The following is a 19,607-nucleotide window of genomic DNA, read 5'->3' as shown; positions in this document are numbered from 1 at the left end:
GTGACAGACCAGCACGCCCAGCAACACGGCGATCAGAGAGGGGAGATGTGTCATGGAGATTCCTTTTCTTCACGCGCGGGCGCGGCCACGCCGGGCGTCACAACCTTGTGCGGAGCAGACGGCGCGATCAGCGGCAAGCGCAGCCAGCCCTTGGCGCCACGCAAGACCACGCCCTGTGCATCGATGGATGCCACCACGGCATCTCCCACGCGATCCCCGACGGACAGCAGGCGACCATCGATCAGGGCCACGCCCCGACCCTGGGCATCCAGGCGGATGAGGGTCAGACGGGGCCGGGCCACCTGGGCAGATGCGCCCGACGCTCCAGACGCGGGACGGGCGGCGGCACTGGCGGCCCCCCCCGGGGTCATCGACGCGGCATCGGAGCGCCCGCCCGTTGACAGATTGGCCGGAGGGCGCGTCGGATCCGGCAGGGAGGCGGACATCTGGGACTGCACGGGCATCCAGCACGCTCCCGCCAACAGGCACACGCCCAGGACAAGGCCTTGTCTCATGGTGCGATCTCCAGGGGCTCTTTGTCCGGACTGAGGGTGTGCACCTGCAGGGTGAGCGTCAAGCGAGACTGCTCATCCGATGACAGCTTCATGCTCTGCCAGATCAGGCGACGAGGCATGGATTCCACGCTGCGCAGCCAGGCCAGCAACTCATGGAAGCCGCCCTCCACCACCAGTTCCAGTCCATGGCTGTACAACGGTGCCCCACCGGAGATCGACTCCGAGCCACCCATGCGGACTTCGGTCGGTGGCAGGGTGCGCATGCTGCGCAGCTTCAGTTGTCCGTGGCGAGCCAGCATGGCATCGAGCAACTGCCGCATCTCACGCGCTGGCGCCATCTGGGATTGCGCGCGCTCGAGCTCCTGCTGGCCCTTTGCCAGGCGCTCTTGCACGAGCAACAGCTCCTTTTGCGCACCTTGTTTCTGCAGGACCATGGCCTGGGCCAGCTGGTCCTTCTGGGTGACCAGCATCTGGCGTGAGCTCGCCGCAGCGCTCTTGCGCTTCGTGGCCTTGTTGAGGTGCTGATACGCCGGGGTGACCCAGATCGTGTCCAGCAAGAACCAGATCACGCACGCCGCTGCCACGATCAGCAGGCGCCGCTCGGTCATCAGCCTCGCATCAAAGGCGCGACGCACCCGGCGCCAATGCATCATCAGCTCGGCGGAAGACGGCAAGGCAATCTGCTTCATGGCCGCACCTCCCGTGGCAGACGGCCTTCGGCCTTGGGCAGTTGACCCCGCAGCGTGAACGCGATGGGGCTGGGGCCCACACCCTCCGGCGTCTCCAGCGAGCGCATCTCGACCTGGGCAAAGCGTCGCCCCTTGAACTGGGGCTCCTGCTCCAGGCGGCCCAGGTAGGACGGCAACTGGGCGGGATCGAGCATGCGACCGGACAGTTCCAGATCAGACCCCTGACCACGCAGGTTCAACTCGGTGATCCACAGGCCCGGCTGGGACTGGCGTGCCAGCGCGATCAGGTAATCGGAATACAGCGCCGTCTGCGGCAGGATGCTGCTGGCCAAGGCCTCTCGCACATGACGCTGGCGCTCTTCCTGCGCACGCAAATCGGAGAGTTGCTTGAACTCGGGTGGCACCGTCTGCTGGCCCACTTCCTGGCGCAAGGCCACGACATCGGCCTCGAAGGCTTCAGCCTGCCGATCGTAGGCGGCCGACAGGGTGGACATCACGGCGCCCACAGCGCAGGCACCGCCGCCCACCACCGCCGCGATGCGCAGACCCCACACCGCATTCCAGGTCGGGGGCGCCGTGAGCGCCGAGGCCTCATCCACCAGCGAGAGGCTCTGCAGCCCCAGGGCCTGACGATGGCCACGCAGCGCCGCCCCGATGGCGCACAACTCATCCAGAGAGGGCGTGGCAGCCAGACGCATGCCCTGATCTTCCGGCACGGCCAGATCCATCCAGGACTTCAGCTCGAAGGACTTGACCGGCACATACACCAGGTCGGCCAGCACCTCCAGCACATCCTCGCCACCCTCGGGGGGCACGACGGACAGCCCCGACAAGGTGACCTGGCTGTGCATGCGCTCGAAGGTGTCCAGGGTGCGCAGCACCTCCAGGGCGGCGCGGCCCAGGGCTGCACCACGCGCTTCCTGCGAGCCGGTCACCGCCGACACCGCCACCTCGATGTTGCGGGTCATCAGCAACTCACCCTTGTAGGTGATCACCAGCATCCCATGGGCATCGCCGAAGACCATCAACGCATGCGCCTGCTCGGGCGTTTCCGCCAGGGCGCTGAGGTTGCACAGCGCGGTTTCGGGAACATCGACAGCCGACCAGCTCAAGCCGACGTCATCGGCGGCCAGGGCCATGCGATTGAAGTCCACCCGCTGGGCCACCACGGCCATGGCCGGATGCATCTGACGCAACTGGGTGTCCTGTGGCACAGCCAGCACATCCAGAAAGGCATCATCCAGCGGAAAGTCCACTTGGTCCTTGAGGCGCCAGCGCATGGCATCGCACCACTCTTCACGCGGCACATCGGGCACCTCGGTCGAGATCAGCCGGTATTGCGTGCGCTCGATCTGCCCCGTGAGCTTGAGGCCCTTCAGGCGATGGGCACGGTTCAGGCTGCGCAGGCCCTGACTGAGCTCCGCACTCGGCCCTTGCCAGACCCACCCCAGGCGGGGGCGACGATCCGGGCCCAGGCTGATCTGGGCAGCATGCAGCACGGCGTCCGACTGGACCACCGCCACCCACTGCTCACCCCCTTCAACCCGGCGTCGAAACCGCATGACCTGCTCCAAGACTCACACGAGAGTAATGGTCGCAAAATGCCCTTCCATGAGGTGAAAGGAATAAGTGGGCGAAGTCCGTGCTTTTTCCACATCGCTCAACACGGCACCGCCAGGTGCGACGCGCAGGAACGACAAGCGACAGGTTCAGTTGAGCAGTCGCTCGGGATCTGCGTCGAGTTTGGCCAGCGCATCCCGCGTGGCCCGCACCGTCAGGGATTCTTCTTCCAGCGGCACCAGCAGCCCTGCCTGCAGGAAGGCAGCCAGCCGGTGGGTCTGGAACAGCACCCCGCGCCCCTGAGGGGTGACAAAGAGCATCAGGTGCCGCTGCACGCCGCGCCAGGCCAGTTGCACCCGCTCCTCACGGCCCCGGTAATCCAGCTGGAACCAGGCGCCCAGTTTGAGTTCGCGCGCCCAGGCCAGCATGGCGGGCGTGGGCATGCTGCCGCCCTCGGCCACGACCTCCAGGTCCTCGCTCTCGTAGCCGGAGAGGTCCTTCAGGGTGTCGGCGTCCAGCTCCAGGTCCTCCATCTCCGGCAAAACCCCATCCAGGGCTTCGAGCTTGCGGGTCACCTCGCGCAGGCCTTCGGCGGAAATGGCCGCCGAACGGGCAGAAAAAGCCGCCGACAAGGCCACATTGAGTTCCTTGATGTGCTGATCCTGCCGCTCCCCCATCATCCCCGTGCGCGTCATGCCAGCCCGCAAAGCCTTGAGCAGGGGGGGCAGGCGCTGCAGCACCTCGTTGCGCTCCTGACGGGAGACCTTGGCGCTGGCCGACCAGATCAGGTCGCCGGCCAGACGCTTGAGCGAGCGGGTCTCCTCGCTGGACGGGCTGGTCTGCACCGCACTGTGCGCCAGCACATCGGCCCACACCTTGAAGAGGAAATCGCGGATGCCTTCATGCACCGGAACGTCCAGCAGCATCTTGCGCAGCTCGATGGTGTACTGGATGGCATAAGCCTCACGCTGCTCGAGCTGCTGCGCCAGGGACACGCCCTTGCGGCTGGACTCGTTGCCCTCGCGGAAGTAGTGCTCCAGGAACTTCTCGAATTCGACCAGCACGGTCTGGAAGACGCGCCGGCCTGTGTCCGGATAGGCCTCGATGGTCTGCACAATGCGCTTGATCTCCTTGTGCAGGGCATCTTGCTCGCCCTCATCGCCCCCCCCGGCGAACCCCATCACGCAGCCCCCCATGCGGTCGATCAGCACCCGGGCGGGGTGGTCGACGGTGGCAAAAAAGTCGGGCTCACTGACCGCCACCCGCAACACCGGCATCTGCAGTCGAGCAAACCAGACGCGCACGGAGGCCGGCAGTCGCTCCTCGGTCAGGATGCTCTGGAACAGCAGGGCCACGATTTCAATGGTGGCCCGCTCGGCCGGCGTGGCCGCCGCCTGCTTGAGCGCCGCCTTGCGAGACTGCAGCTCGTGCACCAGCGCGCGCGGGCTGGCATCTTGCCCGCCGTCGGTGTCGCTGTGCTGCTGCACCACCCGCTGCGTGGCGGCGATGGCCTGCCCCAAGGCAGGCGCCATCGACCCCTGGGTGGGCACCGCCTCTCCCGGCGACAGCGTCCCGGGGTCGAACCCCGGCACCTGCCGCGCCACCAGCTGGTTGAGCTTGCCCAGCACTGCCTGGCTCTGCCCGATCGAGCGCAGGCCCGGCGCCTGGGTCATGAGGCGGGTTTCTTCATAGGCGATGCCGCCGCCCATGCTGCTCACGCCGCCCGGGCCGGTGACACGGTTGCTGCCTTCGGCGCCCACACCGCCCCGCCCCCCGCCCGTGCCAGGGCCCACCTGGAGCTGATGGCTCACGCCAACCGAGGGTGCCAGGGGACGCACCACCCCGGCGTCCTTGGCGCGACGGATGAAGGGTCTCAGATCGATTTCAGGACGAACGCCGTGCTCCAGCAGGATCCGGTTCGCGTCGTGGTAAGCCGATTCGGCCAGATGGGAGACTTCATCGTGCAGCACCGTCTGCAGGGTCTTCCAGTGCTCCAGCGGCAGGCCAGCGCTCACCCAGGCGTCCAGCACCCAGCGGGCCAGCACGGCGGGCTTGAGCACCTCCCCGGAGCGGTCGAGTGCGACATCGGCGCGCTGCTCCAGGGAGCTCAGACGCGAACACAGATCGGTGTACTCCCATCCGGCCCGGTCTGCGATCGTCTGACCCAGACGAGAGACCACCATGTCCAGCTCGATGACCGCGTCTTCGACCAGACTGAACTGAGAGGCCTCCCCCAGGCCCAGCCCGGCAGGCCGGGTCAGCGGGCTGGCGCCACTCTGGAGGGCCTGAAGGGCCCCGTGCAGATGGGCCTGCAGGGCATCGAGCCAGGTGGCCTCATGGCGGGGCAGATCAAGGACCAGATCCCGCCGCCGGGCATAGAGCCCCGGCTCGGCCGACTGGCTGGCCAGCATGCGCGCGCCTTCCACACAGGCCGCCACCAGATCCCCCGCGCCGTGGCGCAGGGCATCCAGATACGTGCGGCGAGCCAGCTGCGCCAGGTCTCTCGGGGAACCAACAGGCATAGGGCCAGGAGTGGGTCAAGTCCTCTGGGACTCTACACCACGGCGCCGGCGTTCGGATCGTTCGGGTCGATGTCTTTCTTGGTGCTTTTCACGAGGTCTTCGCGTTTAACACCCAGCCACATGGCAATCGCCGCCGCCACGAACACCGACGAGTAGATGCCAAACAGGATGCCGATGGTCAGCGCCATCGCAAAGTAGTGCAGGGTCGGGCCGCCGAAGATCAGCATGCCCAGCACCATCATCTGGGTCGAACCGTGGGTGATGATGGTCCGGCTGGTGGTGCTGGTGATGGCGTGGTCGATCACCTCGGACGTGCTCATTTTGCGGAACTTGCGGAAGGCCTCACGGATCCGGTCGAAGATCACCACCGATTCGTTCACCGAGTAGCCCAGCACGGCCAGCACCGCCGCCAGCACGGAAAGCGAGAACTCCCACTGGAAGAAGGCGAAGAACCCCAGGATGATGATCACGTCATGCAGGTTGGCGATGATGCCGGCCACGGCGAACTTCCACTCGAAGCGGAAGGCCAGGTAGATCATGATGCCCAGCACGGTCACGCCCAGGGCCAGGGCCCCATCACGCGCCAACTCGTCACCCACCTGCGGGCCCACGAATTCGCTGCGCTGCAAGGTGACAGGCTCGACACCGCCGGCCTGACAGATGCGCTGCGGCCCCTTGAGCGTGTCCTTGCTGACCAACTGGCCCCCTTCGGCCTGGCAGATGGCCCCGAAGACCTGTTCGGTCACCTGGGCCTGCTTCATGTCACCGCGCAGGGGCAGGCGCACCAGCACATCGCGCGAGGTGCCGAATTTCTGCACCTGCACATCGCCGAACTTCAAGGTTTCGACCGCGGAGCGGACCTTGGTGATGTCGGCGCTCTGGGCGTACTGGAACTCGATGAGCGAGCCCCCCGTGAACTCGATGGAGAAGTGCAGCCCCCGGGTCACCAGGAAGAACACCGCCGCCGCGAAGGTCAGGAAGGAGATGGCATTGAAGACCAGCGCATGCCGCATGAACGGGATGTCGCGTTTGATTCGGAAAAATTCCATGATTTACTCCTGCGGCTTCCAGACCTGACCGATCGAGACGCTCTTGAGCTTTTTCTGACGGCCATACCAGAGGTTGACCAGGCCACGCGAGAAGAACACCGCAGAGAACATCGAGGTGAGGATGCCCAGGCAATGCACCACGGCAAAACCACGCACGGGGCCCGAACCGAAGGCCAGCAGCGACAGGCCGGCGATCAGGGTGGTCACGTTGGAGTCCAGGATGGTGGCCCAGGCGTGTTCGTATCCGGCATGGATGGCCGACTGCGGCGAAGACCCGTTGCGCAGCTCTTCACGCACACGCTCGTTGATCAGCACGTTGGAGTCAATGGCCATGCCCAGCGTCAGGGCGATGGCCGCGATGCCCGGCAGCGTCAGCGTGGCCTGCAGCATGGACAGCACCGCCACCAGCAGCAGCAGGTTGACGGTCAGCGCCAGCGTAGAGAACACGCCGAACAGCAGGTAGTACAGCATCATGAACAGCGCGATGGCGGCAAAGCCGTACATCAGGCTGTTGAAGCCCATGGTGATGTTCTCGGCACCCAGGCTGGGGCCGACGGTGCGCTCTTCGATGATCTCCATGGGCGCGGCCAGCGAGCCGGCACGCAGCAGCAGGGCCGTGTCAGCGGCTTCCTCCGAGGTCATGCGGCCGGAGATCTGCACGCGGCCACCCGAGATCTCACCCCGGATCACGGGGGCGGTCACGACCTCGCCCTTGCCCTTTTCAAAGAGCAGGATGGCCATGCGCTTGCCCACGCTTTCGCGGGTGACATCGCGGAAGATGCGGGCGCCCCGGGCGTCCAGCGTCAGGTGCACGGCGGCTTCCTGGTTCTCGTCGAAGCCGGGCTGTGCGTCGGTCAGGTTGTCGCCGGTGAGCACCACCTGGCGCTTGACGATGACCGGCACGCCCCCTCGCTCCAGGAAGCGCTCGGTGCCAAACGGCACCGCGCCACCGGCCAGCGCAGCCTGGGCCTCGGTGCTGTCGTCCACCATGCGCACCTCCAGGGTGGCGGTGCGGCCAATGATGTCCTTGGCCTTGGCCGTGTCCTGCACGCCGGGCAACTGCACCACGACGCGGTCGGCGCCCTGCTGCTGGATCACGGGCTCGGCCACGCCCAGCTCGTTGATGCGGTTGTGCAGGGTGGTGATGTTCTGCTTGAGCGCCTGGTCCTGCACCTTGCGGATGGACTCGGGCTTGAGCGCGCCCACCAGGGTCAGATCGCCATTGCCGCTGCTGTCGACCCCGGCCACCCAGGCCAGATCGGGCAGGGTGTCGCTCAGGGTGTTGAGTGCCGCCTTGCGGGTGGCCTCCTCACGGAAGCGGATCTGCACCGAGTCGCCCTCACGGCGGATGCCGGCGTGGCGGATGTCCTTGTCGCGCAGCAGGGTGCGGATGTCCCCCGTCATGCCTTCGATCTTCTGCGTGAGCGCGGCCTTCATGTCGACCTGCATCAGGAAGTGCACGCCACCGCGCAGGTCCAGACCCAGGTACATGGGCTGGGCATGCAGCGCGCGCAGCCACTGGGGCGAACGCGAGACCAGGTTCAGCGCCACGATGTAGTGCGGATCGGCCGGATCAGGGTTGAAGGCCTTGCCGATGGCATCGCGCGCCTTGAGCTGGGTGTCGGTGTCCTTGAAGCGGGCCTTGACCGAGCCATTGTCAAACTCGACAAAATCAGGCGTGACCTGGGCCTGGCGCAGCACGCCCTCGACCTTGGCCACCGCATCGGGGGTCAGCTTGACCGTGGCCTTGCCACTGGAGAGCTGCACCGCAGGCGCCTCGCCAAAGACATTGGGCAGGCTGTAGATGAAGCCCACCAGCAGGGCCACAGCGATGATGAGGTACTTCCACCAGGCGTAACGATTCATGAAGCGCGTCCTTGCAAACAGGGCCACCCGCGGCCCTGGAGGGTGTTTACTTCAGGGTGCCCTTGGGCAGGACCTGGATGATGGCCACGCGCTGCACCTGCAACTCGGTGCCAGCCGCCACTTCGAGCGACACGAAGGTGTCACCCAGCTTGCTGATCTTGCCGACCAGACCGCCCTGGGTGACGACTTCGTCGCCCTTGGCCAGCGCTTCGAGCATGGCCTTGGTTTCCTTCTGGCGCTTCATCTGCGGGCGGATCATGACGAAGTAGAGCACCACGAACATGAGCACCAGGGGCAGCATGCCCATCAGGCTGCTGGTGGGAGAAGCGGCCGCGCCGGCGGCCTGAGCATAAGCATTGGAGATGAACACGAGAATTCCTTCTTGCCCGCCATCTGGGGCAACCGTTGATTGTATGCGGGGGGTGTGATGTGAAATGCCAGGCCCTAGGGCAAGCGCTTACAAGACATACTTGACTTGGGGGTGGCTGGTGAGGGCGCGGTAGATGTTGTCGAGCTGCTCGCGGCTGGTGGCCGTGACGGTGACCGTCAGGCCCAGGTAGTTGCCGCTGCTGCTCGGTCGCTTTTCAAGGCTCGCCGCCGGGTCAAACCCGGGATCCAGCCCTTGCACGAGCCCCACCACCGCTTGCGTGAACGCATCGGTGTTGGGCCCCATCACCTTGATGGGGAAGGCGCAGGGGTACTGGATCAGGGATTCCTCGGGCGGGATCACCGGTTGCGAGGGGATGAAGGGGTTGCCAGCTTGGCTCATGGGTGCGAACTCCGACACAGGGGTCACTGGATGGCCAGACGCATGGCGTCCCAGGCGCGGCCCAGGAAGCCAGCGCTGGGCACGGCGTCCAGCGCCTGCAGGGGCACCTCCTGCCAGGGGTGCCCACCCAGGGTGATCTTGAGCGTGCCCACGGCCTGCCCCTTGTTCAGGGGGGCCAACAAGGGATCGGAGCGGGTCACGCTGGTCTTGACGGCCGACGCCTGCCCGCGCGGCACCACCAGCACGAGGGGCTGGGTGCGACCGAGCTTGACCGTGTTGGCCGCACCCTTCCAGACGGGGGCCGTGCTCACGGCCTGGCCTGCATCAAAGAGCTTGACCACGTCGAACGCGCTGTAGCCCCAGTTGAGCAACTTCTGGCTCTCGTTGGCGCGCGCCTCGGGCGAGGCCGTGCCCACCACCACACTGAGCAGCCGGCGCGACACCCCACCGGTGCTGCGCTTGGCGGTGGAGATCAGGCAATAACCCGCGGCCTCGGTGAAGCCGGTCTTGAGACCGTCCACGGTGGGATCGCGCCACAGCAGCAGGTTGCGGTTGTTCTGACGGATGCCGTTGTAGCTGAACTCCTTCATGGAGTAGTACGGCAGCGAGTTGGGGAAATCGGTGATCAGGCGCGACGCGATGACCGACAACTCACGCGCCGTACTGACATGCCCGGGCGCGGTCAGCCCCTCCGGGTTCTTGAAGTGGGTGGCCTTGAGGCCGAAGGCCTGGGCCTGGCGGTTCATCATGTCGACAAAGACCTCGACGGTGCCGCCCACCCCCTCGGCCAGCGCCGTGGTGGCGTCATTGCCGCTCTGCACGATCATGCCCTTGATCAGGTCATCGACCTTGACGCGGCTGTTGACCTTGATGAAGGTGCGCGAGGCGCCGGTCATGCCGGTGCGCCAGGCGCGCTCGGACACCGGCAGGTCCTGGGCCAGTTGCAGCTTGCCGTTCTGCAGCGCCTGGAACACCAGATAGGCCGTCATCAGCTTGGTCAGGGATGCCGGCTCGACCGGGGTGTCGGCCTGACGCGCGGCCAGGGTCTGAGCACTGCTCAGGTCCTGCAGGATGAAGGCACGCGCCGCCACCTCGGGGGGCTGGGGCATGGCCATGGGGGTGAGCGCCGGCGCGGGCGTTGCCGCCTGCGCGCTCCAGGGGATCGCCCCCAGCCCCCCCACGAGCAGAGAAGACGCCACCAGGGCCCGCAGGCAGCCGCGGCGATCGGAAATCAGCAAGTTCATCGACATCACATTCAAAAAAAGATCAACCCGCCCGGCACGTGATCACCCCACAGGAGGGTGGTGGCCAGAGCAGGTCAGGCAGAAAAGGCCTTCAGGTGAGACTGCACCAGGTGCTTGAGCGTTCCCAACTGACCATGAAAAAAGTGTCCCGCCCCGGGCACCACCGACACCGGCAGGCCTTGTGGCCGCGCCCAGTCCAGGATGCTCGCCAGGGGCACCACGTCATCGCGCTCGCCCTGGACCACCAGCGTGTGGGCCGGCACGGCGGGCACCTCGTAACGCGTGGCAGGGCTGACCAGCACCAGCGGATCGACCCGCAGGCCTTGCTCGGCCAGCACGACAGCAGCACGGGCCGCCACATAGCCCCCAAAGGAAAAGCCCGCCAGGGCCAGCGGCAAGGTGCGCCACTGGGGATCGGTGCGGTGGTGCGCCACCACGGCCAGCATGTCATCGAGCTCGCCGCGGCCCTCGTCCCAGGACGCCCCCGAGCCCCCCACCCCACGGAAATTGAAACGCACCGCCACCCAGCCCTGGCTGACAAAGGCACGCACCAGGGTGTGCACGACCTTGTTGTCCATGGTGCCGCCCATCAGGGGATGAGGGTGTGCCACCACGGCCAGCCCGCGCGGCGAGCCCGCAGGCGACTCGACCACCACTTCCAATGGCCCGGCGGGGCCTTCGATCCGTTGCGAGGCAGGTCGGCCGATCATGATGAACGAGCTCAGCGGCCCACGGACTCGGGCAGCACCAGGCGATCCACCACCTCACCGCCGATCAGGTGCCGATCGACGATCTCGTCGATGTCGGACGGGTCGACATAGGTGTACCAGGTGCCCTCGGGGTAGACCACTGCCACCGGCCCGCCCGAACAGCGATCCAGGCAGCCGGCCTTGTTGACCCGCACCTGCCCCGGCCCGTTCAAGCCGGCCGCGGCCACACGGGCCTTGCAGTGATCGAACCCGTCCTTGGCGGCATGATCGGCACAGCAGTTCTCGCCGTTGATGCGCTGGTTCAGACAGAAGAAGATGTGGCGCTGGAAATAGCTCATGCCCGGATTTTAGGCGCTGCGCCCGAACAAGCGCCCCAGCAACCAGACAAAAGCCGCATAGGGCCAGAGGAGACCGAACCAGCGCGCCAACCCATGAAAGCGCACAAAACGCCCATGCTCCCAGGCCTGCAGGGTCTGTCCGTAGTAGGGATCGGCCGGAATCTGGTGCACCAGCACCACCAGGCCCGCCAGCACCAGCAGCCCCAGGAAGGCCGCCATCGGGCGCGAACGCCCCAGCAGCAAGCCCCCCAGCACCGCCCCGGCCAGCAGGCCGACCAGGGCCGGCAGGCTCACCCAGGCCAGGGCATGCTCGGGGCCATAGTTCATGGCCATGGACACGGTGCTGCCCAACACGCCCAGCACCACGCCCCCCGCCAGCAACCACAGCCGCAGGGCCGGCGGACGGGCCAGGGCGCAGGCCACCGACATGGGCGCCAGCAGGCCCAGCGTGACGATCAGGGTGTCGCGCACCGGTTGCCACCAGGTCTGCTGATCCACCGCCTGCTGCTGGGCTGCCAGCTCGGGCCATTGCAAGCGGATGAGGGCGCCCAGCACATCGCCGTCGGGCAGGAACCAGGCCTGCAGCGGCGTCTGCGCTGTCCAGTCGATCAGCAGCCACTGCAGCGTGGGCCAGATCTGCCCCTGCGCCAGGGGCAGCGGCGGCGGGAACAGCAGGCCCAGAGGCCACAGCCACAGCAAGGCCAGCCCGAAGCCGGCCTGCGGGATGAACCAGCGCTCGCGCCAGCGATGCCACCAGTCCACCGCCCCCAGGGCCTGGGCCGTCACGGCCGCCAGGATGCCCCAGGCCGCCCCCAGGGAGTTGAGGGCCCAGTCCGACACGGAGGGCACACGCCCCGGCAGCGTGAACTGGATCAGCTCCAGCCCATAGGACAGGCCCGAGCAGGCCAGCCAGGTCATGAGGGCCGCCGACCACGTCCGCCAACCGCTGCGCAGCAGGGCCAGACACAGCACCCCGCCCAAAGGCATGTAGCCCAGCAGGTTGCCGATCAGGTCCGACGTGGTTTCCCAGCGTTGCTTGGGCAAGGCCCAGGACAGCACGCCGGGTGGCGGCCAGTGCCAGCCGCTGAGCGGATGCAAGGTGGCGTAGACAATGAGGGCCACACTGGCCCAGGTCAGGGGCCAGGCCGTGCTGCGATGCAGGATCATGGCCGCCCCTCGTCAGAAGGGCTTGACCACCACCAGGATGACCGCCGTGGCAAACAGCACCACCGACAACTCGTTGAAGATGCGGTAGAACACGTGAGTGCGCTGGTTCTTGAGTTGCTCGAACTCATAGAGGAAGCGGCGGCAGATGTACTGGAAGATCAGGGTACAACCCACCACGGCCAGCTTGGCATGCAGCCAGCCATTGCCGGGGCCTTCCTTGCCGATCCCATACTTGAGCCAGAGCAGAAGGCCAAAACCCAGAGCTGGCATCATCAGCAAATTGGTGAACTGATAGAGCTTGCGAGTCATGAGCAGCAGACGCTCTCGCTCGACGTGGCTGTCGGGCGCCACCATGGCCAGGTTGACATACAGACGTGGCAGATAGAACAGCCCGGCGAACCAGCTGGCCACGAAAATGATATGCAACGCTTTGATCCACAGCATGGGGCACATTATGTGCCGCGCCGAGGGGCATCTGACATGCACCCCTCATGTGCTGGTGCAATGCAGCAACAGGACATGAACAAATGGAAGGCACAAAAAAAGAGCCCCGGCATGAGCCGGGGCTGTGAAGCCTTAACGCTGTCATCACGGTAAGGCACCTGCTCAGGGAGGAAAAGCAGGGAATGACAGCCTTGCGGCGTATCATCCGGGGTCAATTATAGACAGGTTCTTTCGCCATGCACAGAGGCCCTGTCCGGAAATCATGGGCTTTTGCGCGTTTTTCCGGTTCTCTTTGCATTCCTTCACACGTTTAACGGCATTTCGTGTCATGCAATTTCTGCAGCACTTTCCCCAACACCGCCCCCGCCGCCTGCGCCGAGACGAGTTCACACGCGCCCTGGTGAGAGAGCACGCACTCACTTCTTCAGATCTGATCTATCCAGTCTTTGTGTTGGATCAAGACGACGGCGCGCAAAACATCCCCTCCATGCCGGGGGTGCAACGTCTGGGGCGGGGGGCGCTGTGGGCCCAGGCCGAGCGCTGTGTCGAGCTGGGCATTCCGGTCATGGCCCTGTTTCCGGTCATCGATCCGGCCCTCAAGACCCCGGATGGCCAGGAAGCCCTGAACCCCGAAGGCCTGGTGCCCCGCACCGTGCGCGAACTCAAGCAACGCTTCCCTGGTCTGGGCGTGATGACCGATGTGGCCCTGGACCCCTTCACCACCCACGGTCAGGATGGCCTGCTCGATGACACGAACTACATCCTCAACGATGAGACCGTGTCGGTGCTGACCCGTCAGGCCCTGGTGCAGGCCGAAGCCGGCGTGGACATCGTGGCGCCGTCCGACATGATGGACGGGCGCATTGGCGCGATCCGCCTGGCCCTGGAATCCCAGGGGCTGATCCACACCCGCATCATGGCCTACAGCGCCAAGTACGCCAGCGCCTTCTACGGGCCCTTCCGAGACGCCGTGGGCTCGGCCGCCAACCTGGGCCGCGCCAACAAGAAGGTCTACCAGATGGACCCCGCCAACAGCGACGAGGCCCTGCGCGAGGTGGGCATGGACATCGCCGAGGGCGCCGACATGGTCATGGTCAAGCCCGGCATGCCTTATCTGGACATCGTGCGCCGCGTGAAGGACGAGTTCCGGGTCCCCACCTTCGCCTATCAAGTCAGTGGCGAATACGCCATGCTCAAGGCGGCCGCCCAGAACGGCTGGCTGGACCACGATGCGGCGATGATGGAGGCCTTGCTGGCCTTCAAGCGCGCCGGCGCCGACGGGGTGCTGACCTACTTCGCCCTGGAAGCCGCGCAACTGATCCAGGCCTGATCCGCCCCCCCGAAAGGTCTGCGTGCGTTACTTCCTGATCAATGACGGTCTGACCGAGTTGGACGGTTTGCCCGAGACGACGCCCGTCTCGGGCTTCCTGTGGGTGGCCAGCGGGCGGCGCGAGTTCGAGGTGCAGGTGGCAGCCCTGCAGGCCCAACTGCACCGCCTGACCGGCGGGGCGCTGGTGGACCTGCACATCTCCGACCTGCTCAACCCGCAACTGCCTTCGCAGTTCGACTACACCTCCTGGTATGACGTCCTGGTGTTTCGTCGCCTGGCCCCCGGCCCCGGCACGGAACGGCTGTTCGTGGACGACGAGCAGGGCACGGCGTCCAGCGGCCGCCAGGCGCTGGCCAGCATCGACACCAGCCCGGTGGGCTTTGCGGTGTTCGACCGCGTGCTGCTCACCGTGCATCCCACCGACTGCTCGGTGCGCGACTTCTTCATCCAGCGCCTGGGGCAGATGAGCCGGGAAGCCCCTCCACCCACCAGCGAGTTCCACATGGGCCCGCGCGGCAGCTCCTCCCGCATGCCCACCAGCCCGGCCGACCTGATGCTGCGCATCGTCAACCACATGGTGGACAGCTACCTGGACCTGCGCCGCCTGCTGACGCGGCAGTTCGGCTATCTGCAGCATGAGCTGCTCAACCCCCACAGCCGCTTCATGAACTGGCAGGCCTTGCTGGAGTCACGCAATGCCCTGCACCTGCTGGAGGACACCTGCGAGGATCAACGCAGCGCCTTGCAGGAATGGATCGACTCCCTGGACGAGTGGCCCATGCCCGACAACGCAACAGCCATGCGCGAGCGTGAACTGCTGCGCGTGCGCTCGCGCGACGTGCATGAGCACATCGAACGCGTGCTCACCCACGTGCGGCGGCTGGAGAGCTCCGCCGAAAGCGCCGTGCAGATGCACTTCTCGGCGCAGGGCAGCCGCACCAATCAGATCATGCGAACCCTGACGGTGCTGACCGCCATCTTCCTGCCCCTGAACCTGATCACGGGCATCTTCGGCATGAACTTCGATGCCTTGCCGCTGATCCACTCGAGCACGGGCGTGCTGATCGCCTTCGCCCTGATGGTGGTGGTGGCCCTGGGCCTGGTCTGGCTGTTCTGGCGCAAACGCTACCTGGGCGATCACTGAGCCGCAGGATCGGGCCGGCGGGACACCAATTCACGCGCCAGGCACAGATCGTCCCACACCAGGGCCTTGTCGGCCGGGTTGCGCAGCAGGTAGGCGGGGTGGTAGGTCACCACCAGGGGCACGCCATGGTAGTCATGGACCTTGCCCCGCAAACGGCCAATGGGCTCCGCAGAGCGCAACAAGGACTGCACGGCAAAACGCCCCATGGCCAGGATCAGGCGCGGCTGCACCAGTTGCACCTGACGCAGCAGGAAGGGCTCGCACTGCGCGACCTCCTCGGGCAGGGGATTGCGGTTGCCGGGCGGACGGCACTTGATCACATTGGCGATGTAGACCTGCTGCTCGGCCGGCGCCTCCGCCCGCGTGAGACCGACGGCCGTGAGCATGCGGTCCAGCAGTTGCCCGGCTCGGCCGACAAAGGGTTCGCCTTGGCGATCTTCCTGCTCACCGGGGGCCTCGCCCACCAGCATCCAGCGAGCCTGCGGGTGCCCCACGCCGAACACCGTCTGCTGGCGCCCTTGGCACAGGCCGCACGCCTGGCAGCCCGCCACGGCCTCGCGCAAGGCCGGCCAGTCCATGGTGTCAACACCCACCGGCCTGGGGCCCAGCGCCACCGGGGTGCTCACCGCCTTCACGGCGGGGGCGGGGGTGGGGGTGGCTGCGGCGGCCGGACGAGCACGCGCAGGGGTGGGCGCCGTCAAGGGCGCCGAGGACGACACCGCGGCACGCACCTCACCCGCGTCGGCCACCGCCTGCACCGCAGGGGGCGACGCATCGGCAACCGCATCGGCCTCGTCGTCCGTGGGCCAGAAATGCTGCACCCCCATCTCGCGCAGCATGGCCAGTCGGCGTTCAGGCCATCGAGACATGATCGACCTCCCGCTTCATGACCAGGGCATCCTCACGCCCTTCAGGCGCGGGGTAATAGGCCTTGCGCACGCCCACATCGACATAGCCCTGCGCCTGGTACAGCGCCCGGGCCGGCGTGTTGCTGGGGCGCACCTCCAGCCAGATGCTCGCCAGGGCGTGGGCCTGGCAGAGCGCGATCAACTGGGCCAGCATCCAGCGCGCGAGGCCCTGCCCCTGCGCCTCGCGGGCCACGGCAATGTTGAGCAGATGCAGCTCATCGACGCCGAACATGGCCACGCACACACCCACGATGCGGCCCTGGGGCGAGCAGGCCACGCGCATCCAGTAGCCGCTCCTGAGCGAGGATCGGTAGTTGTCCTCGCTCCAGGCATGCACGGGATGCAGGCAGGCCGGGCGCTCCATCTGCAGCACCTCGGCAATGTCATCCTGCGTCATGGGACGCCACTGCAGGTCCGCGATCACGTCGACGCCTCCCGTGCCGCCACGCGTTCGGCCGTGGTCTGTGCCACCTTGTCGCGCACATACAGGGGCAATGCCAGCGCCGCATCCAGGCACTCGCCACGCCGCCAGGCGGCCTGCGCCAGGGCCCCCAGGGCCTCGCCGTCCGGGCAGGCCTCGGGCACCGCCGGACCACGCAGGGACGCCACCTCGTCGGGGTAGGCGCGCAGGGCACTGCCTGCAGCAGCGTGCACCGCCCCCGACTCGATCTGTTCGCGCAAGACCGGCAAGCTCCACAGGCACGGCGCAACGCCACACTGCCAGCCCTGATCGGCCTGCCAGCGGTAGGCTGCGGCATAGACCTCGCTCATGCGCGCATCCTGCAGCACCCACAACACGGCGTTCGCATCGCTGGCCAGCCAGGCCGCCAGCCCGGGGTGCTGGCGACGCGCCGATTCAGCGACGGCCATCAAGGTGTCGAGCGCAATGACCGGGATCTCCAGCCCCAGCGCCAGCCCCTGCGTCACCGAGCAGGCCGTGCGCAGACCGGTGAAAGCCCCCGGGCCCCGCCCGAACGCCACCGCCTGCACATCGGACCAGCCCAGCTGCGCCTGCGCCAGCAGATCCTGCAGCTGTGGCAAGGTCGTGGCGGACGCCTGCGCCCCCCCGGCCACGACGCGCGACTGCACCCGCTCCGGCGTGATGAGCGCGAGGTGGACCAGGTCGGTGGCCGTGTCAAGGGCCAGCAGGCAGGTGGGGTCGGGTGACAACATGGCCGCCAGTGTAGCGAGTGCCGCCCCCCTATGATGGCCATCATGTCGCGTCATGGCTCTTCTTTCCGGTGTTTCACCCCCTCGCCCCTGGTGCTGGCAGCGGCCCTGCTGTCGCCGCTGGCCGCCCCGCCGGCCCAGGCGCAAAGTGGCGGAACCCTGCCCGACACGGTTGCCCAGGCACTGGCAGCCAGCGGCTTGCCCGCGTCCTCCCTGTCGGTGTGGGTGCACCCCCTGGATCGGAGCGGCCCCACCCTGAGCTACCAGGCCACCCTGCCCCGCCGCATGGCCTCGGTGATGAAGCTGATGACCACGGGCGTGGCCTTGCGCACGCTGGGGCCGGCCTTCACCTGGAGCACCCCCGTGGCCCTGGGCGGCCCCCTGGATCGCCAGGGTGTGCTGCGCGGCGATGTGTTCATCCGCGCCAGCGGGGATCCCAGCCTGGACAGCCAGCGCCTGGCGGCCTGGCTGAAACAGTGGCGAGAGGCCGGGCTCAGGGAGATCCGGGGTGATGTCCGCATCGACCGCAGCGTGTTCGAACGGGCTTTCTTCGATACCGCCGCCTTCGATGGGCAGCCCCTCAAACCTTACAACGCCGCCCCGGACGCCTGGTTGCTGGCCCACCAGGCGGTCAGCCTGCAATTGCGCCCCGGCCCTGCACGGGCCGGTCAGGCGCGGGTCACGCTCACCCCTGCCCTGGCGGGTGTGGTGCTGGATGCCCGAGTCCGGCTGGACGCGCAGGCGCCCTGCGGCGACTGGCGCACCGACCTGAGCGTGGACATCCAGGCCAACCGACGGGTGCGGGTGCAAGGCCGCTATCCGCTGGCCTGTGGCGCCCAGTCCTGGCCCCTGCTGTGGCCGCAGTCGGCCCCGGGCGAGCACAGCGCCCGGGTGTGGCAGGCCGCCTGGTCCGACGCGGGCGGACGCCTGCGTGGCCAGGTGCTGGAGGGGGCCTGGCCATCGCCGCCCCCCGAGCCCTGGCTGAGCTGGAGCTCTCCGCCGCTGGCAGAGGTGGTGCGCGACATCAACAAGTTCAGCAACAACGTGATGGCCCGGCAGCTGTTTCTGACCTTGGGGCGCCCCGCAGAGGGCGCAGGGCCTGCCTCGCTGGAGCGCGCTCGAGAGTTCGTGGCCGCTCAGGTGCGCCAGGCCACTCGAACCCCTGGCATGGCGTTGAGCCTGGATGGCGGGCCCTGTGACGGCGCCGCCCTGGTGCTGGACAACGGCTCAGGGCTGTCTCGCACAGAAGGGGCCAGTGCGGCCTGCATGGGCCACTGGATCGCCGCCATGTGGCACGATCCGCTGATGCCGGAGTGGCTGGCCTCGCTGCCCCTGGCGGGGGTGGATGGCACCGCTCGCCGCATGACGGCGGTGGTGGGACGTGCCCACCTCAAGACCGGATCACTGGATGACGTCACCGCCGTGGGTGGGATGGTGCAGACGCCTTCGGGACGCCGCCTGGTCGTGGTGGCGGTGGTCAACGATGCGCGCGCCGAGGTGGCCCGTCCGGTGATGCGGGCGGTGCTCGACTGGGCCGGAGACGACCGATGAACCTCCACGATCTGTGGCCCGCCTTGGCCGCCCTGGAAGGCCTGCACATCGAAACCATCGGTTCGGCCGCGGCCGTGCTGACCACGGGCTCCTTCATCCCCCAGGCCTGGTTGACCTTCCGCACGCGCAATGTGAGCGGCATCTCCCTGGGCATGTACAGCGCCTTCACCGTGGGTGTGGCGCTGTGGCTGGTCTACGGCCTGGCCAAGGGCTCCTGGCCCATGACCGTGGCCAATGGCATCACGCTGGCCCTGGCCCTGGCCATCCTGGGCATGAAGCTCCGGTATGGCCGGGCGGGCCAGCCGCCCGCCAACTGAAGGATCAGAAGGGGTTGTCGCGTGCGCGGATGTAGGCCAGGTTGCCCAGGCTGGCGTGGAAGGTCGGGCTCAGGTTGACCTCATCGGCCCACAGGTAGTTGAGAGCACTGCCACCTGTGACCAGCGTCGTGCTGTTGCAATACAGGGTGGACGAGTCATCCGGAACGCCTGCTGGCGTGCGCCCAGCATCCGGATTACACACCGGATCGACCACATTCGCGAGGCTGTAGGCCGAGGCGTCGTCCGTCATGTAGCGGACCTGCTCGTAGCCCTTGACGCGACCGATGAAATGCCCATCGTTCTTCACCCCTCCC

Annotated in this window: 20 protein-coding genes and 1 pseudogene; 4 read left to right on the top strand and 17 right to left on the bottom strand. The window is 67.1% G+C overall.

Going from position 1 to position 19,607, the window contains the following annotated elements; translation table 11 throughout:
- Positions 1–50 precede the first annotated feature (50 nt).
- From VFW84_RS15050 to VFW84_RS14990, 13 genes are all read right to left on the bottom strand, one after another.
- Entirely contained in the window at positions 51–515 is a 465-nt protein-coding gene (locus VFW84_RS15050) for a hypothetical protein (protein ID WP_329681278.1), read from the bottom strand.
- Positions 512–1,204, bottom strand: a complete 693-nt coding sequence (locus VFW84_RS15045; RefSeq protein ID WP_329681277.1) for a hypothetical protein — start codon at positions 1,202–1,204, stop codon at positions 512–514. The genes VFW84_RS15050 and VFW84_RS15045 overlap by 4 nt, the downstream gene beginning before the upstream one ends.
- Positions 1,201–2,766 carry a PilN domain-containing protein gene (locus VFW84_RS15040; RefSeq protein WP_329681276.1) on the bottom strand — a complete coding sequence of 522 codons (1,566 nt, stop codon included), beginning with the start codon at positions 2,764–2,766 and terminating at the stop codon, positions 1,201–1,203. Before VFW84_RS15040 ends, VFW84_RS15045 begins: the two co-directional genes overlap by 4 nt.
- A gap of 147 nt (positions 2,767–2,913) precedes the next feature.
- Positions 2,914–5,286: a DUF1631 family protein gene (locus VFW84_RS15035; RefSeq protein ID WP_329681275.1), complete on the bottom strand. Its 2,373-nt coding sequence runs from the start codon at positions 5,284–5,286 to the stop codon at positions 2,914–2,916.
- A 32-nt stretch (positions 5,287–5,318) separates the two neighbouring features.
- Positions 5,319–6,335 carry a protein translocase subunit SecF gene (secF, locus tag VFW84_RS15030; protein WP_329681274.1) on the bottom strand — a complete coding sequence of 339 codons (1,017 nt, stop codon included), beginning with the start codon at positions 6,333–6,335 and terminating at the stop codon, positions 5,319–5,321.
- Between the two features lie 3 nt (positions 6,336–6,338).
- Positions 6,339–8,201 carry a protein translocase subunit SecD gene (gene secD, locus VFW84_RS15025; protein WP_329681273.1) on the bottom strand — a complete coding sequence of 621 codons (1,863 nt, stop codon included), beginning with the start codon at positions 8,199–8,201 and terminating at the stop codon, positions 6,339–6,341.
- Positions 8,202–8,247: 46 nt separating this feature from the next.
- Positions 8,248–8,571: a preprotein translocase subunit YajC gene (gene yajC, locus VFW84_RS15020; protein WP_329681272.1), complete on the bottom strand. Its 324-nt coding sequence runs from the start codon at positions 8,569–8,571 to the stop codon at positions 8,248–8,250.
- Positions 8,572–8,658: 87 nt separating this feature from the next.
- Positions 8,659–8,970, bottom strand: a complete 312-nt coding sequence (locus tag VFW84_RS15015) for an HP0495 family protein (protein ID WP_329681271.1) — start codon at positions 8,968–8,970, stop codon at positions 8,659–8,661.
- Positions 8,971–8,993: 23 nt separating this feature from the next.
- Entirely contained in the window at positions 8,994–10,085 is a 1,092-nt protein-coding gene (locus VFW84_RS15010; protein WP_329681279.1) for a D-alanyl-D-alanine carboxypeptidase family protein, read from the bottom strand.
- 203 nt (positions 10,086–10,288) lie between these two features.
- Entirely contained in the window at positions 10,289–10,924 is a 636-nt protein-coding gene (locus tag VFW84_RS15005; RefSeq protein WP_329681270.1) for an alpha/beta hydrolase, read from the bottom strand.
- An 11-nt stretch (positions 10,925–10,935) separates the two neighbouring features.
- Positions 10,936–11,262 carry a (2Fe-2S) ferredoxin domain-containing protein gene (locus VFW84_RS15000; RefSeq protein ID WP_329681269.1) on the bottom strand — a complete coding sequence of 109 codons (327 nt, stop codon included), beginning with the start codon at positions 11,260–11,262 and terminating at the stop codon, positions 10,936–10,938.
- A gap of 9 nt (positions 11,263–11,271) precedes the next feature.
- On the bottom strand, positions 11,272–12,429 hold the full coding sequence (locus tag VFW84_RS14995; protein ID WP_329681268.1) for a VanZ family protein: 1,158 nt from the start codon (positions 12,427–12,429) through the stop codon (positions 11,272–11,274).
- A 12-nt stretch (positions 12,430–12,441) separates the two neighbouring features.
- Positions 12,442–12,873 (bottom strand): CopD family protein, encoded by a 432-nt coding sequence (locus VFW84_RS14990; RefSeq protein WP_329681267.1) that lies wholly within the window; start codon positions 12,871–12,873, stop codon positions 12,442–12,444.
- A 328-nt stretch (positions 12,874–13,201) separates the two neighbouring features.
- On the opposite strand from VFW84_RS14990, the gene hemB reads away from it, so the two are divergent.
- Together hemB and VFW84_RS14980 are read left to right on the top strand one after the other, a co-directional pair.
- A complete protein-coding gene (gene hemB / locus VFW84_RS14985; protein WP_329681266.1) occupies positions 13,202–14,203 on the top strand; it encodes a porphobilinogen synthase in 1,002 nt (333 codons plus the stop codon).
- Positions 14,204–14,225: 22 nt separating this feature from the next.
- Complete coding sequence (locus tag VFW84_RS14980) at positions 14,226–15,347, top strand: magnesium transporter CorA family protein (protein WP_329681265.1); 1,122 nt, start codon at positions 14,226–14,228, stop codon at positions 15,345–15,347.
- Here the strand turns inward: VFW84_RS14980 and VFW84_RS14975 are convergent.
- Genes VFW84_RS14975 through tsaB form a run of 3 tightly spaced genes read right to left on the bottom strand, consistent with a single transcriptional unit; the run spans position 15,341 to position 17,428 of the window.
- Positions 15,341–16,216, bottom strand: a complete 876-nt coding sequence (locus VFW84_RS14975) for a uracil-DNA glycosylase (protein ID WP_329681264.1) — start codon at positions 16,214–16,216, stop codon at positions 15,341–15,343. The two genes, VFW84_RS14980 and VFW84_RS14975, sit on opposite strands and share 7 nt — an antisense overlap.
- Entirely contained in the window at positions 16,200–16,652 is a 453-nt protein-coding gene (gene rimI / locus VFW84_RS14970; protein ID WP_329681263.1) for a ribosomal protein S18-alanine N-acetyltransferase, read from the bottom strand. Before rimI ends, VFW84_RS14975 begins: the two co-directional genes overlap by 17 nt.
- Positions 16,653–16,675: 23 nt before the next feature.
- A complete protein-coding gene (gene tsaB / locus VFW84_RS14965; protein ID WP_329681262.1) occupies positions 16,676–17,428 on the bottom strand; it encodes a tRNA (adenosine(37)-N6)-threonylcarbamoyltransferase complex dimerization subunit type 1 TsaB in 753 nt (250 codons plus the stop codon).
- Positions 17,429–17,470: 42 nt separating this feature from the next.
- On the opposite strand from tsaB, the gene dacB reads away from it, so the two are divergent.
- Positions 17,471–18,976 (top strand): D-alanyl-D-alanine carboxypeptidase/D-alanyl-D-alanine endopeptidase, encoded by a 1,506-nt coding sequence (gene dacB / locus VFW84_RS14960; RefSeq protein ID WP_329681261.1) that lies wholly within the window; start codon positions 17,471–17,473, stop codon positions 18,974–18,976.
- Entirely contained in the window at positions 18,973–19,293 is a 321-nt protein-coding gene (locus tag VFW84_RS14955; protein ID WP_329681260.1) for a SemiSWEET transporter, read from the top strand. The genes dacB and VFW84_RS14955 overlap by 4 nt, the downstream gene beginning before the upstream one ends.
- A gap of 4 nt (positions 19,294–19,297) precedes the next feature.
- On the opposite strand, the pseudogene VFW84_RS14950 reads toward VFW84_RS14955, so the two are convergent.
- A pseudogene (locus tag VFW84_RS14950) lies at positions 19,298–19,607 on the bottom strand (hypothetical protein); the annotation flags it as partial.

It is taken from the genome of Aquabacterium sp., assembly GCF_036279655.1.
GTDB lineage: Bacteria > Pseudomonadota > Gammaproteobacteria > Burkholderiales > Burkholderiaceae_C > Aquabacterium.
This window is presented reverse-complemented; position numbering and strand designations above follow the sequence as displayed.